The organism is Actinoplanes sp. 13 (assembly GCF_056134165.1).
Genome location: NZ_JBVYOQ010000032.1, coordinates 1 through 14956, shown reverse-complemented (window position 1 = coordinate 14956; position 14956 = coordinate 1). Strand labels below are relative to the sequence as shown.

Annotated in this window: 9 protein-coding genes; 5 read left to right on the top strand and 4 right to left on the bottom strand. The window is 71.9% G+C overall.

Annotation, left to right across the window (positions count from 1 at the left end; genetic code table 11):
• Positions 1-333 precede the first annotated feature (333 nt).
• From AC0NH5_RS36700 to AC0NH5_RS36680, 5 genes are all read left to right on the top strand, one after another.
• A complete protein-coding gene (locus AC0NH5_RS36700; RefSeq protein WP_474411879.1) occupies positions 334-1860 on the top strand; it encodes a diguanylate cyclase domain-containing protein in 1527 nt (508 codons plus the stop codon).
• An 89-nt stretch (positions 1861-1949) separates the two neighbouring features.
• The gene (locus tag AC0NH5_RS36695; RefSeq protein WP_474411877.1) at positions 1950-2729 is read left to right on the top strand and encodes a hypothetical protein; all 780 of its coding nucleotides are present in this window, start codon (positions 1950-1952) and stop codon (positions 2727-2729) included.
• Positions 2730-2744: 15 nt separating this feature from the next.
• Positions 2745-5705 (top strand): glycine--tRNA ligase, encoded by a 2961-nt coding sequence (locus AC0NH5_RS36690; protein WP_474411875.1) that lies wholly within the window; start codon positions 2745-2747, stop codon positions 5703-5705.
• A gap of 33 nt (positions 5706-5738) precedes the next feature.
• A complete protein-coding gene (locus tag AC0NH5_RS36685) occupies positions 5739-8423 on the top strand; it encodes a DUF7824 domain-containing protein (protein ID WP_474411873.1) in 2685 nt (894 codons plus the stop codon).
• Positions 8424-8598: 175 nt separating this feature from the next.
• Positions 8599-9702, top strand: coding sequence for a glycerophosphodiester phosphodiesterase (locus tag AC0NH5_RS36680; protein WP_474411872.1), 1104 nt, complete (start codon positions 8599-8601; stop codon positions 9700-9702).
• A gap of 107 nt (positions 9703-9809) precedes the next feature.
• Here the strand turns inward: AC0NH5_RS36680 and AC0NH5_RS36675 are convergent, their stop codons facing one another.
• From AC0NH5_RS36675 to AC0NH5_RS36660, 4 genes are all read right to left on the bottom strand, one after another.
• The gene (locus AC0NH5_RS36675; protein ID WP_474411870.1) at positions 9810-10118 is read right to left on the bottom strand and encodes a hypothetical protein; all 309 of its coding nucleotides are present in this window, start codon (positions 10116-10118) and stop codon (positions 9810-9812) included.
• 13 nt (positions 10119-10131) lie between these two features.
• Positions 10132-11361 (bottom strand): inorganic phosphate transporter, encoded by a 1230-nt coding sequence (locus AC0NH5_RS36670; RefSeq protein WP_474411869.1) that lies wholly within the window; start codon positions 11359-11361, stop codon positions 10132-10134.
• 215 nt (positions 11362-11576) lie between these two features.
• Positions 11577-13646: a PQQ-dependent sugar dehydrogenase gene (locus AC0NH5_RS36665; protein ID WP_474411867.1), complete on the bottom strand. Its 2070-nt coding sequence runs from the start codon at positions 13644-13646 to the stop codon at positions 11577-11579.
• Positions 13646-14434, bottom strand: coding sequence for a sugar phosphate isomerase/epimerase family protein (locus AC0NH5_RS36660; RefSeq protein WP_474411865.1), 789 nt, complete (start codon positions 14432-14434; stop codon positions 13646-13648). The genes AC0NH5_RS36665 and AC0NH5_RS36660 overlap by 1 nt, the downstream gene beginning before the upstream one ends.
• Between the last annotated feature and the right edge of the window lie 522 nt (positions 14435-14956).

Sequence of the window (14956 nt, the reverse complement as noted above, 5' to 3'; positions counted from 1 at the left end):
ACGCCGCCGCCGACGTGCCACAACCTCGCGGCGAGAGGCGCGTTCGGCCTGATCACCGTGCCCGACGCCGTCCAGCCGGACGCCACCACGGACGACCACCGGCGTGTGACGTTGCGGCTCACATCCGACCCCACTTCACACACTGACCTCGCTGCAGTGCTGTCACAGACGGCCGCCACCACGGACGACCACCAGCGTGTGAAGTTGCGGCTCACATCCGACCCCGACTTCACACGCGGGTTGCGGGTGGGTGACTGTGGTGCACCCGGATTGTGACCGCGTCCCCGGTCACGGCGGCTCAAGCGCGCCGCCGAGGTGCCGACCACTAGGACCATGAGCGTGGGCAGTGGTGTGCACACAGCCGGATCCGATGTCGCGGGCCCCGGCGAGCTGGACGTGACTCCGGACCGGCAGGCCCTCCTGCTGGCCGAGCTGGTCGCGTTCATGACCAAGGACACGCCCTCGGTGCAGCACGTGCTCGACCTGACCGGACCGCACCTGCAGGAGTTCGCCGGGCTGACCGCCGCCACGGTCTTCGAGCTCGACTCGGAGACCGGCATGATGACGGCGACCGCCCAGCTCGGCGAGCGTGGCCGGCGCGACCATCTGGTCGCCGGCAAGGTGTTCCGCGCTCCGGCCGGCGGCAAGCCGGTGGTCAACGGTGAGCAGATGGCGATCCGGCTCCGCATCGGCGGGCAGACAGTCGGCGTCCTGCTGCTGACCGGCAGCGCGCTGGCCGACCTGCGCGACGACACCATCTCGACGGTGGCCCTGCACTTCGCCACCACCCTGCAGGGCCTCGCCGCGGAGAAGCAGCGGCAGTTCGTCGCGCACAGCAGCGCGACCATCCGGGAGCTGTTCGAGCAGGGGATGAACGCGGACGACGTGGAGTCGGCCGCCGAACTGCTCGCCCGGTCCTGCGCCACCGCGTTCCGCACCGAGCACGCCGGCCTGCACCTGATCGACCCGGACGGCCGGATCCGGTACGTCCACGGCGTCGGCATCCCGCCGGAGACCCGGCAGAGCCTGGTCGACAACCTGCTGGGCAGGCCCGCCGCCGAGTCACCGGTCTGGCGCACCTCCATCGACTCGGGCGAGCCGCTGATGGTCGGCGACGTGGCCACGGCCAAGATCCGGGCCGGCGGCTTCGCGCAGACCATCGGCGTACGATCATTCATCGCCCTGCCCTTGATGTCCGGTTCCGGGCCGGTCGGCATGGTGATGTGCGGCGACTCCAGCGGCGCCCGCGAGTGGAGCGCCCGCGACCGCATCCTGGCCCAGCAACTGGCTGTCGAAGGCGCGCTGATCATGGACAGCGCCCGGATGCGGCAGATCGCCCGGCGGCACGTCGACGAACTCACCCACCAGGCGTTCCACGACTCGCTCACCGGGCTGCCGAACCGCAAGCACCTGCTGGACCGGGCCGGCGACGCGGTCGAGATCGCCGCCGCCACCGGCACCCGGGTAGCCCTGCTGCTGCTCGACCTGAACGGCTTCAAGCAGGTCAACGACACGGTCGGTCACCACGCCGGCGACGTGCTGCTGCAGCTGGTGGCGAAGCGCCTGCAGGGCACCGTCCGCAGCCCCGACCTGGTCGCGCGCCTCGGCGGCGACGAGTTCTCGGTGCTGCTCACCGGCAACCCGGACGAGGCGGCCGCGGTCCGGGCCGGTCAGCGGATCTGCGAGCGGCTGCGCGAGCCGTTCGACATCGAGGGCCAGGAGATCAGGATCGGCGCGAGCGTCGGGGTCGCGCTCTTCCCGGAGCACGCCACCGAGTTCGGCGCCCTGATGCGTGACGCCGACGCGGCCATGTATCAGGCCAAGCGGGCCGGCGGCGGGGTGCGCCTCACCGCCGGCTGACGCGCCGGTATCCGGCGTGAATCGGGAGGAATCAGGACCAATACTGGTAGTTTCGGGCCCGCGATCACCGATCCGGAGGGAACCCCGAGATGCGCCGAACACACCTGCTCGCCGCCGCGGCCGTGGCCGTGGCCGTTCTGCCCGGCGCGGTGCCGGCGCAGGCGGCCGAACCGGTGACCGAGGTGGTCGTCGCGATCACGCCGGACGAGGTGCGGCAGGGCTCCCGGTTCACCCTGACCGGGCGCGCCGGGTACGGAACCCGTGGCAACGCCGCGCCGGTCGACATCTACTTCCGCGAGACGGACCGGGCCACCGCGCCGTACGTCCCGCTCACCACGGTCAACGCCTCCGCCTCGGGACGGTTCAGCGCCACGCTGACCGCCCGCAGATCCGGCTATTACATGGCGTTCTACCGCGGCAACGGGCAGCGCGGTTTCGCGACGGCCAGCGATCATCTCGCGGTCTGGACCAGCGCCTCCGCCGACCGGATGCTCTGGACCTGGACCAGCAACGACCTCCCGTGCCACCCCGGTTGCGTGGCCACCGGTCCCGAGCAGAAACTCGGCACCGGCCCGATCCGGGTGACGTTCACCCGCGACTGCGTGCAGGACGCCTCCGCCGGCGGCGCCGGATTCGTCACCGGCCCGGCACGGCTTCCGCAGCTCAACACCGCGGCCTATGTCCCCACGAAGGGTGACCCCGGCTGGCGCGACTTCCCGCAGGGCGCCGGCCCGACCACCTTCGAACTGGCGCCGGTCGCCCGCACCGGGCGTTTCCACCTGCGCTGGAGCAGCCCCGCCGGCCCGGACAGCGGCTGTGACCTCTCCTTCACGGCCACCCAGCGCACCGACCGCAAACGTTACGTGTAACTAGAATCCGGTCCCATGCTCACCATGCAGGAGGCGCTCGCCCGGTTGACCGCGTACTGGACCGATCAGGGCGCCCTGATCGTCCAGCCGATGAACACCGAGGTCGGAGCGGGGACGCTGAACCCTGCGACGTTCCTGCGCGTGCTCGGGCCGGAGCCGTGGCGCGTCGTTTACGTCGAACCGTCGGTGCGCCCCGACGACTCCCGGTACGGCGAGAACCCGAACCGGCTCCAGACCCACACCCAGCTCCAGGTGATCCTCAAGCCCGACCCCGGCAACCCGCAGGAGCTTTACCTCGGCAGCCTGCGGGCGCTCGGCATCGACGTGGCCGCCCACGACGTCCGGTTCGTCGAGGACAACTGGGCCTCCCCCGCGCTCGGCGCCTGGGGCCTGGGCTGGGAGGTCTGGCTGGACGGCCTGGAGATCACCCAGTTCACCTATTTCCAGCAGGCCGGTGGGCTGAACCTCGACCCGGTGTCCGTGGAGATCACGTACGGGGTGGAGCGGATCATCATGGCCCTCCAGGAGAAGACCCACTTCAAGGAGATCGAATACTCCCCCGGCGTCAGTTACGGCGAGGTCTTCGGACAGTCCGAGTACGAGATGTCGCGCTATTACCTCGACGACGCCGACGTCGAGGCGAACAAGCGGCTCCTCGAGCTTTACGCCGGCGAGGCTCAGCGCATGATCGACGCCGGGCTGCCGGTGCCGGCCCACAGCTTCGTGCTGAAGTGCTCGCAGGCGTTCAACGTGCTGGACGCCCGCGGCGCGGTCTCCACCGCTGAGCGGGCCGCCGAGTTCGCCCGGATGCGCCGCCTGGCCGGGGAGGTCGCCAAGCTCTGGGTGGCCCGCCGCGCCGAACTGGAGCACCCGCTCGGCATCACCGAGCCGCTGGAGCCGGCACTGTCGGCCGGCGCCCCGCAGACCGGCGCCGAGGCACGCACCCTGGTCCTCGAGATCGGCACCGAGGAGCTGCCCCCGGCCGAGCTGCGCTCGGCACGCGAACAGCTGGCCCGCCTGCTCACCGATGGTCTGGCGACCACCCGGCTCGAGCACGGTGACCTGCGGATCTTCGGCACACCGCGCCGCCTGATCGCCGTGGTGCAGGCGGTCGCGGCCCGGGAGGAGGACCACGTCCGCACGGTGAAGGGCCCGAAGGCCCAGCAGGCGTACGCCGCGGACGGCACCGGAACGAAGGCCCTCGAGGGCTTCCTCCGCGGCCAGGGCGCCACTCCCGGCGACGTCGAGACCGTGGAGCTCAACGGCGTACCCCATGTGGTTGTGCGCAAGCACGAAGCCGGACGCGCCGCGCCGGCCGTGCTCGCCACCGTGCTCGCGCAGGTGGTGACCGGGCTGCGGGCGGCCAAGAACATGCGGTGGAACGACCCGAAGCTCGCCTTCAGCCGGCCGATCCGGTGGCTCACCGCCCTCTGGGGCGACGACGTGGTGCCGGTGACGGTGTCCACGCTCGCGGCCGGGCGCCAGACGCGGGTGCTGCGGACCGCGGAGCAGCCGGTGCTGGCGATCGAGTCGGCCGAGACGTTCCTGGAGACGCTCGGGGTGAACGGCATCGTGGCCGACCACGAGGACCGCCGCGAGCTGATCGTGATCGGCGCGCAGGACCTGGTCTATCCGGACGGGCGCATCGACGTGGCCGGCGAGGCCGCGCTGATCGACCAGATCACCGACCTGGTGGAGCAGCCGCTGCCGTTGCTCGGCACGTTCGACGAGAGTTATCTGGCGCTGCCGGACGCGGTGCTGACCACGGTGATGCGCAAGCATCAGCGTTACCTGCCGGTCCGTGACGTGGACGGGGCGCTGCTGCCGATGTTCGTCACCGTGGCGAACGGCCCGGTCGACGTCGAGCTGGTGCGCTCCGGCAACGAGGCCGTGCTGCGAGCCCGTTACGAGGACGCGGCGTTCTTCTATCGTGCTGATCTGGCGACCCCGATCGCCGAGATGCAGGCCCATCTGCACCGCCTCACCTTCACCGACAAGCTCGGCTCGATGGCCGACCGGGCCGCCCGGATCTCGGCCCTTGCTCTCCTTATCGCCGAGCGCCTCGAAATGGGTTCACCGACTTTGCACCGGGCCGCCGGGCTGGTGAAGTTCGACCTCGGATCGCAACTGGTCACCGAGATGACCAGCCTCGCCGGGATCATGGCGCGGGACTACGCGTTGCACGCGGGCGAGGACCGGCCGGTGGCCGAGGCGGTGTACGAGGCGGAGCTGCCGCGCAGCGCCGGGGACGATCTTCCGCGGACGGTGCCGGGCGCGCTGCTCTCCCTCGCCGACCGCCTCGACCTGGTCGCCGGTCTGGCCGCGACAGTCGGCCTGCCGACCGGCAGCAGCGACCCGTTCGCGGTGCGGCGGGCAGTGCTCGGGCTGCTCGCGGTGCACCGGGCCACGCCGTCGCTGTCCGACCTCGACCTGGTGGAGGCGCTGGGGCTGGCAGCGGCCGCCCAGCCGGTGCCGGTCGACCCCGCGGTGCTCGACGCCTGCGCGGACTTCCTCGCCAAGCGGCTGGAGCAGATGCTGGCCGAGGAGGGGCAGCCGGTCGACCGGGTGCGAGCCGTGCTGATCCACGCGGGCCGGCCGTCGGTGGTGGACTCGCTGCTGGCCGAACTGGCGACGGCGGTCCCCGACCCGGGATTCCGGGCGGTGGCCGAGGCCGTGCAACGGGCCCGGCGGATCGTGCCGGCCGGGACCGCCGCGGGATACGACGCCGCGGTGCTCAAGGAGCCGGCCGAGGTGGCGCTGCACGCGGCGGTGAGCGCGATCCCCGCGACCGGTTTCGCCGACGTGGCGGGCTTCGTGGCCGCCACCCGGTCGCTGGTGACCCCGCTGAACACGTTCTTCGACGAGGTGTTCGTGATGGCGGACGACCCGGCGCTGCGGGCGGCGCGGCTCGGCCTGCTGGCGGCGGTCCGGGACCTCGGTGAGGGCCTGCTCGACTGGGCCCACCTGCGGTTCTAGGTTCTGTCGTACCCCGGCTCTAGGTTGTCCGGCATGCCGATCACCTGGGGCCTGTTCGATCGATACGTCCGCGACGGCGACAGCGGGGCGCTGACCGCCTCGCTGCTCGCCGTGGACGAGAGCGGGCGCCGGGCCTTCGCCGCCGGCCTCGAGGAGCAGATCGCGACGGAGCGGCGGTGGTGGCACGGCGGCCACCACCGGGCCGGGTGCTACGGGCTCGCGGTGCTCGCCTGCGCGCCGTCGGCGGCCCGGGCCGCGTCGATGCTGAGCCACCGGGAGATGCGCCGGTGGTCCGACATCCCGGTCGACCACGTCCTCGCGATCGCCCGCGCCCGCGAGCTGACCTGGCTGGGCGATCTCGGGCTCCGGCTCGTTCCCCGCCGGCCCGGCAGTGGGCTCGCCGCGGGCGACTGGCGGTTCGTCGCGGCGCTGCTGGCCGAGGGGCGGGCCGAGCCGCCGGTCACCGAGGGGTTCGTGCGCGGCTGGCTGGCGGCGGTGCACGACGGCCGGCTGTCCCAGACGGCGGAGCGGCTGCGCACCCTGCCCTTCCTGGACCTGGTGCTGCCCTCGGTGTTCGAGATCGACGGCCTGGGCGACCTGCTCGCGGTCGGCGGCTACGAGAACGGCGCGTGGCACGACACGCCGCCTTTCCCGGGTGCCGTCGCGGCACTCGTCGCCTCGGGCCGGCTCGACCGCGCGCGGATCCTGGACGCGACCGTCGACCGCCTGATCCGCGGGGACCGGCCGATGCACCTCAAACCGTTCCTCGCCCTGCACGAGGCGCTGGAGCCGACACCGGGCGAGGTGGCGGCCCGCCTCCCCGACTATCTGCGGCTGCTCGCCGAGGCGCCGGCCGCGGTCGCCGGGCTCGCCCAGCGGGTGCTGCGGGCGGCCGGCGAAGCCGGCGTCCTGGAGCTGGACGTGCTGCTGGAGGTGGGGGCGGTGGCCCTGACCCGGCCGGAGAAAGGCCTGGTGCGGGCCCAGCTGACCTGGCTGGACCGGGCGGCGCGCCGGTCGCCGGAGCGCGCTGGGGAGGTTCTGGCGGTGGTGGCGGTCGCGCTCGGGCATACGGTGCTCGACATCCAGGAGCGGGCGTTGACGCTGATCGGCCGGCACCTGGCCGGCGATGACGTCCGGGTGGGGGCCGGGGACGACGTCCGGGCGGCGGTCGGCGACGCGGTCCGGGCGGCGGGCGGTGCGCTGTCCGGGAAGCTCGGGGTTCGGGTGGCGGCCCTTCTCGGGCTGCCCGGTTCCGCGGTGGCCGCTCCGCCGCCGGTTCTGCCCGCGGTGGCGCCGCCGGCGGAGATGCCGGCGCCGATCGAGAGCACCGCCGAACTCGCCGAAGAGGTGGTGATCCTGCTGCGCGAGCCGTCAGCGGTGCGCTGGGAACGCGTCCTGGCGGCGGTGGTCGCGCTGCCGGGCGAGGGCTTCGCCGACTCGCTCGGGCCGGTGCTCGACCGGCACGCCGGGCACTTCGGCGACCGATACGGGCGGATCCCGTTCCTCGGCGCGGCGATCGGCGCCCGGACGGGCCGGGAGCACAGCGCGCTAATGCGGGAGCGTCTGCTCGGCATCGTCCGGCGCAGCTGGACGGACGCGGGCGGCGGCATGGACCGGTCGCTGATCGACACCCCGGCCGGCATCCTCACCCTCCGGGTCGCCGAGGTGGCCGTCCAAGTGACCTGCGCGCCCGGTCCCGCGACGCTCGCCACCCCCAGCGTCACGCCCGGCGGCGCGTTGCTTGCCACGCCCACCCACGTCGGCGGCGGGCTTGACGCTGTGGTGCTCGTCGAGCGGCTGGCCCGGTGGGAGGCCGCGGGACGCGAGCCGTGGCCGCTCGACTTCCAGCAGGCGCTGCTGCGAGTGCCCCGGGCGGTCACCGCGGACGCGCTCGCCCGGGCCGCGGCCCTCACCTCGCCGGCCGGGCGGCGGCTGGACGGCTGGCTCCGCGGCGGTGGGCTGCCCGATCCGGTGAGCACCCGGTTCGAACAGCGCAGCGTGGACGCCGACGGTGTGGTGGTGGCCCGCCGGGTGGTGGCGAACCTGGAGTCCGGCCGCGCGGACGACGGCGGGATCCTGCTGGAGGACGCGCTCGTCACGATCAACCGCCGGCCGCGGCCGGACTATCAGGTCGTCACCGCCTACGAGCCGGACGTGCTGGCGATGGTGCTGCCGCAGCACCGGGAGGCCGTCGCGGCGTGGGCGCTGCCCGAGTTGGCGGCGCTGGCCGACCAGGACGGCCGGGACGCGACGTTGCTCCCGCTGCTCGCCGAGGCCACCGGCCCGATCGGACCGGCGATGACGCTCGCGACGGCCTACGGCCTGGGCGCCGGGCACGCTCCGGCCCGGGTGGCCGCGGTCGACGCCTTCCTGATGCTCGCGTCCCGGCCGGAGCCGTTCGCCGGCGTGCTCGGGACGGAGCTGGGCGACCTGTGCTCCGACGGCACCGTCAAGGTGGGCCGGGTGGTCCGGGCACTCTCCGACGCTCATCAGGCCGGTGCGCCGGCGGTGGTGTGGGAGGTGCTGGAGACGGCCCTGCCGGCGCTGCTCGCCGCATCGCCGCGAGGACTGGCCGATCTGCTGGAGCTGGCCACGCGGGCGGCCGGGGCCGTCGGGGCTCGTGCGGAGATCGCGCATCTGCGTGAGGTGGCGGGCCGGGGTGGCGGCTCCCGGCCGGCCAGGGAGGCGAGACGGCTGCTGGGCGCGCTTTCAGCCTGACCCGCAGCCGCCGGACGGGCAGGCGGCCGGGCCGGCGCGCGGACGGACAGGTGACCATTGGCCGGGCGTTTGCGGACACGCCACGAACACTTCTCCTCGGCGACGACTCGATCACGTCGACTGCCATTCGGACGTCCGGCGAGCGTCGCCGGATCTCGAAACGGTGGAGGAGAACGTGGCAGATCGCCGTCAGGTGCTGCGCTTCGGGGCGGTCGCCGCCGCCACGCCGGTGCTGGCCGGAAGCGTCACGGCGCCCGCGTGGGCCGGGCCGGGTGGGCACGGCGGGCGCCGGCCCGCGCCGCTGGTGGTGGGGCACCGGGGCGCGTCCGGGTACCGGCCGGAGCACACGCTCGCGTCGTACGAGCTGGCCGCCCGGATGGGTGCCGACTACATGGAGCCCGACCTGGTCATCACGAAGGACGGGGTGCTGGTCTGCCGGCACGAGCCCGAGATCGGCGGCACCACCGACGTCGCGTCGCGGCCCGAGTTCGCCGACCGCCGGAGGACGGTGAACCTCGACGGGGTCAGCGTCACCGGCTGGTTCACGCACGACTTCACCCTCGCCGAGCTGAAGACGCTGCGCGCCACCGAGCGCATCCCGGCCGTCCGGCAGCAGAACACGCTGTACGACGGCTACTTCGAGGTGCCGACCTTCCAGGAGGTCCTCGATCTGCGCAAGCGGCTCTCCCGCGAGCTGGACCGGGACCTCGGCGTGTTCCCCGAGACCAAGCACCCGACGTACTTCCAGCGTCTCGGCCTGGAGCTGGAGAAGCCGCTGGTCCGCGCGCTGCGGCGGAACAACCTGGACCGGCGGGGCGCCAAGGTCTTCGTGCAGTCGTTCGAGGCGGCGAACCTGCGGACGCTCGCCGACCGGCACCGCCTCGAGGTGCCGCTGGTCTTCCTGAGCAGCGCGGCGGGTAACCCGTTCAACGATCCCCGGTCGTACGCCGACTACCTGACCCCGGCCGGGCTGAAGGAGCTGTCCGAGTACGTCGACGGTCTCGGCCCGGAGAAGAGCCAGATCATCCCGCGGAGGGCGGACGGCACGCTCGGCTCCCCGACCAGCCTGGTCGCCGACGCGCACGCCGCCGGCCTCAAGGTGATCCCGTACACCTTCCGGGCGGAGAACTCGTTCCTGCCGGTGGAGCTGCGGGTGGGCACGGACGTCACCGCGTACGGGAAGGCGATCGACGAGCAGGTGACGTTCCTGCGTACCGGCATCGACGGCCTTTTCACCGACAACCCGGACGTGGGCGTCCTGGCCCGCGCCCTGCTGTGATCCCCGGCTGAACAGCGAAAGATCCAGCTGAACAGCAAAGATGCCGGAGGAAGCGCCGGGATCGGTTGAGGGCGAGGGCTTCCGGGCGGAAGCCCTCGCCCTCGCCGTTACTTGGCGACCAACGTCGGATAGATGTGCGAGAAGTCCAGCTTGTAGCCGAACCCGTTGGCCACGATGAACGTGAGGCCGAGCAGCACGCCCAGCACCACGACCGCGAACAGGGCATATCCGATGACGGTGCCGATCGGGCGCCGGGCGGCCACCGTCACCCCGCTGTCGCTGACCGAGGCCTCCCCCGCGCCCCAGGCGAGCGACCGGATCCCCAGCGCGAACAGCACCGGCAGCCCGGCGCCGAGCACGAGGCCGGCCAGCAGCACGTGCCACGCACCGGAGAGCGCGAACCCGAAGTTGTGCATGTGACGAGCCCTCTCAGTTCGATGCCGCGACGGCGGGAACCGGAGCGGTGGCGCCTTCCGGCGCGCCGTCCCAGTCGTCGTTGACGTTCTCGTGGTCGACCCGGCCGGTCCGCGACCGCAGCCACATCGCGCCGGAGGCGACCACCAGCAGGGTGAAGACCACCAGGGCGCCGGCCATCCCGCCGACGGTGTCGCCCACCGCCCAGGTGCCGGCGCCGATCAGCCCGGCCGCCGGCAGGGTGATCATCCAGGCGGCGAGCATCCGGCCGGCGACTGCCCAGCGCACCGTGGCGCCGGGCCGGCCGAGGCCGGAGCCGAGCACCGAGCCGGTGGCGACGTGCGTGGTGGAGAGCGCGAAGCCCAGGTGGCTGGAGGCCAGGATGACGGCCGCGGCGCCGGACTGGGCCGCGGTGCCCTGCGGCGGGCTGATGTCGGTGAGGCCCTTGCCGAGTGTCCGGATGATGCGCCATCCGCCCAGGTAGGTGCCGAGCGCGATCGCGACGGCGGCGGAGACCTTGACCCAGAGCGGGATGTTCTCCAGGTCGGTCCAATGTCCGCTGGCGATCAGCGCGAGCGTGATGACGCCCATGGTCTTCTGCGCGTCGTTGGTGCCGTGGGCCAGCGAGACCAGCGAGGCGCTGCCGATCTGGCCCCAGCGGAAGCCCTGGTCGGTGAAGCGGGCCGCGACCCCGGCGGTGATCTTGAAGATGATCCAGGTGCCCACCGCCGCGACCACGCCGGCGACCACCGGGGAGATCACCGCGGGGAGCAGGACCTTGCCGACCACGCCGTCGAGCTTCGAGCCGTCGCCGTTCCAGTTGACACCGGCCCAGCCGAGCCCGGCGACGGTGGCGCCGACGAGGCCGCCGAAGAGGGCGTGCGACGAGCTGGAAGGCAGGCCGAGCAGCCAGGTGAGCAGATTCCAGACGATCCCGCCGACCAGGCCGGCGAGGATGATCAGCAGCAGGCCGTTGCCGCCGTCGGCGAGGAGTTCGGCCTTGGGGGCGCCGCTCTTGTCCTGGATCTTGACGACGGCGTTGGTGACGGTGAGCGCGACTTCGACCGAGAGGAACGCGCCGACCAGGTTCAGCACGCCGGAGAGCGCGACGGCGGTCTTGGGCCGCAGCGCCTTGGTGGCGATGGAGGTCGCCATCGCGTTCGCGGTGTCATGGAACCCGTTGGTGAAATCGAAGGCCAGGGCCGTGACGACCACCAGCGCCAAGATCACGGATGTTTCTGTCACGCCGTGATCGTGACGGAGGCGGCCACAGGACGGCCAGAGGCCGAACGCAACATGTACAAGTTTCCGCTGTCGTTAACCTCCCGTTTCCCAAACTTGACCGGTGAGTAATCGCCCGATCACAAACGGCGCATGTCAACCACGGTGGGGTGAACAGTGGCTTAGATCACCAACACGAAGCCGGCCGGGCCATCGGGCCCGGCCGGCTTCGCGGCACCTCACGGAGCCGGCGTCAGCACCACCTCGTCGGTCCCGGTCTGCGGCGGGTCACCCGCGTCCGTGTACGACGCGACGAAAACCGCCGTCAGGTTGTCCGCGCCGGCGTGCCCGCCGTCGAGGAACGTGGTGATCGAGCCGCTGCAGCCGGAGGACGTCGACAGCGGATGCCCGTGCTCGTCGTGCCCGAGGACGTACGACACGGTGACCCGTGAGCAGTCCACCGGCGCGTCGTCGACCACCGACACCTCGTAGTTCACCGTGTCGCCGAACTCGAACGGCTGGCTCTCCACCGGCGTCATGAACGTGACCACCGGCGCGAGCGTGCCGACCGGCAGGATCACCTCGGCCGACGCGGACCGGCCGGTGCTGTCGGTGACCTTCAGCGTCGGACGGTAGTTGCCGTTGCGGGTGAACGTGTACGTCGCGTTCGGCTCCCGCGAGTCCACCCGGCCGTCGGCGTCGAAGTCCCAGGCGTACGACAGGGCGTCGCCGTCCGGGTCGACGGTGCCGGCGCTGCTGAACGACACGGTCAACGGCGCCTGCCCCGACGCCGGGGTGGCCGACGCCTTCGGGATCGGGGTCCGGTTGCCGCGGACGAAGTCGAACCGGGACAGCTGCGCGTCCGGGTTCTCCGCGAAGTAGCCGTCGCCGTACTCCAGGACGTAGAGCGCGCCGTCCGGCCCGAACTCCAGGTCCATCGGGTTGTCGAAGACCAGCTCCGGCAGCACCGCGTCGATCTGCGTGACCTGGTTGCGGCGGTCCAGATGCAGCGCCTTGACCCAGTCCCGCGTCCACTCGGCGAACAGCGGCAGACCGTCGTACGACTCCGGCCACTTGATCGGCGAGCGCGAACGGCGGTCGAAGTCGTAGACCGGCCCGCCCATCGGCCCGATGCCCCCGGTGCCCAGCTCCGGCCACTCCGCCGAGAGCCCGTAGGTGTACTTGATCTCCGGCCGCTCGACCGGCGGCAGACGGCGCAGCCCGGTGTTGCGAGGCGAGTCGTTGACCGGTGCTGCACAGTTGAACGGCGCCCCCGAGACCCCGGTGGCGAAGTCGTAGTCCACATAGGGCATGTCCGGCGCCACGCAGTACGGCCAGCCGTAGTTGGCCGGCTTGTCGATCGCCATCCAGCGACCGTGACCGGCGGGCCCGCGCGCCGGGTTGGCGGTGCGCGCGTCGGGCGAGTAGTCGGCCATGTAGACCACGCCCGACGACGGGTCCACCGTGAACCGGAACGGGTTCCGCAGCCCCATCGCGTAGATCTCCGGCCGCGTCTTCGGCGTCCCCGGCCGGAACAGGTTCCCGCGCGGAATCGTGTAGCCGCCGTTGCGGCCGGGTTTGATCCGCAGCAGCTTGCCGCGCAGGTCGTTGGTGTTCGCCGAGGTCCGCTGCGCGTCGAAGACCGGGTTCCGGTTCGGCCGCTCGTCGATCGGCGCGAACCCGTCGGAGAAGAACGGGTTGCTGTCGTCGCCGGTGGACAGGAACAGGTTCCCGTGCCGGTCGAAGTCGATCTTGCCGCCGACGTGGCAGCACTGTCCACGATCGGTCGCGACTTCGATGATCTTCTGCTCGGTGTTCAGCCGCAGCGTGTTGCCGTGCAGCTTGAAGCGGGACAGCCGCAGCACGCCCTTGAACCGGGCGAAGTCGGCCGCGGTGCCCTCCATCGGCGCGTCGCCCTCGTTCACCCCCGGGGTCGCCGGGTCGTCGGTCGGCGTGTCCAGCGGCGGCGAGTAGTAGATGTACACCCACTTGTTGCGCTGGAAGTCGTTGTCGATGGCGACGCCCTGCACGCCCTCCTCGTCGTGCTGATAGACCGGGATGGTCGCGGCGAGCACGTTGCGGCCGGTGGACGGCTCGTGGATGCGGACCTCGCCGGTGCGCGCGGTGTGCAGCACCCGCCGGTCCGGCAGCACGGCCAGCGCGATCGGCTCACCGGGGAAGTCGTCGAGCGTGACCTTCTGGAAGTCGGACGACGGCGGGAGCTCGTGCCCCGGGTGAGCCACGGCCGCGGCCGGCGCGGCCAGCACGGCCACGCCGACGAGGCTGATCAGCATGCGGCTGCGCACCATCAGAACCTCAGTCCGGTCAGGTAGTCGTAGCCGACCTCCGCGGTGACCAGCGCGTCGGCCGGAGTGCGCGGCGGGCTGCCCGCGTCGTCACGCTCCACGATGTACTCGATCAAACCTGCCTCCCGTGAACGTTCGAAGATCCGCCCGAAATCGATCAGGCCGGCGCCGGGGTCGGCGAAGCTGCCGTTCTCGTTCAGGTCCTTGACGTGCACCTGCTTGATCCGGCCGCGATGCTTCTTGATCAGGTCGACCGGGTCGCTGGCGCCGCGGAAGGCCCAGAACAGGTCCACCTCGAGGTGCATCAGACGCGGGTCGGTCTCGCCGGTGAGGATGTCGAAACCGGTCAGCCGGGTGCCGGTCATCCGGAAGAACTCGTTCTGGTGGTTGTGGTAGCCGAAGCTCAGGCCGGCCCGGCGGGCCAGCTCGCCGGCACGGTTCAGGTCGCGGGCGAAGGCGCGGTAGACCGCGGCGTCGCGGATCGGGCCGTTCGGCCCGGCCCCGAAATAGGGATGAACGATGAACTTGTTACCGACGATCGCGGCGTCCTCCAGCGTCCGCTTCCACGCGTCGGCGTCGAACGGCTGCGGGATGCCGGCGTGGCCGGACGTGGCGCGCAGGCCGGCGTTGTCCAGCGCGGCGCGGAACTGGGCCGCGGTCCGGCCGACGAACCCGGCGTGCTCGACCCGGGTGTAACCGATCTCGGCGAGCTCGGTGAGGCTGCCCTCGAGGTCGATGCTCAGCTGGTTGCGGAGCGTGTAGAGCTGGACGCTGATCCGGTCGCGCGGCACGCGGTGGACAGAGCCTCCCCCGCCCGCCGTGGCAGCTCCAGGAACGGCGAGTGTGCCCGCGGCGCCCGCCGCGGCGGCAGCACCCAATAGTCGACGGCGGCTCAGTGACTGCGGCATTGCGGCCCCCTCACATAGATGCATCTACATCCGTGAGGACATTACCGACACGTTTCGTCCGGAGAGAAGTTAAGTTTCTTCAGATCAAGCGAAAGTTCGTTTGTCCATGACAAAACCCGGCATCAGCGGATGAAGCGACGCCGACGATTTCCGCTGGTCCAGGCCGCAATGATGTCCAGCGAGGCGCGGCGCAACCTTCGCCACGGATTTTGGTACGACCCAGCCAGGTCCCGCCGCCACACCGCGACCCAGCAGCCCACTCACGCCCGTGCCGCCCCCGCCGGGCGGAGCTGCCCACTCCCCCTCACCCCACCAGTGTGTGAAGTTGGGGCTCGAATCGAGCCCCAACTTCACACACTCGAACGACCGACGCGCGCACGCCCCACCCACAGGCAGAGCCCAGCG

Bases quoted from the DNA above. Each gene is read 5' to 3' on its own strand.
- AC0NH5_RS36700 (WP_474411879.1), top strand. From the start codon at position 334: ATGAGCGTGGGCAGTGGTGTGCACACAGCCGGATCCGATGTCGCGGGC.
- AC0NH5_RS36695 (WP_474411877.1), top strand. From the start codon at position 1,950: ATGCGCCGAACACACCTGCTCGCCGCCGCGGCCGTGGCCGTGGCCGTT.
- AC0NH5_RS36690 (WP_474411875.1), top strand. From the start codon at position 2,745: ATGCTCACCATGCAGGAGGCGCTCGCCCGGTTGACCGCGTACTGGACC.
- AC0NH5_RS36685 (WP_474411873.1), top strand. From the start codon at position 5,739: ATGCCGATCACCTGGGGCCTGTTCGATCGATACGTCCGCGACGGCGAC.
- AC0NH5_RS36675 (WP_474411870.1), bottom strand. From the start codon at position 10,118: ATGCACAACTTCGGGTTCGCGCTCTCCGGTGCGTGGCACGTGCTGCTG.
- AC0NH5_RS36665 (WP_474411867.1), bottom strand. From the start codon at position 13,646: ATGGTGCGCAGCCGCATGCTGATCAGCCTCGTCGGCGTGGCCGTGCTG.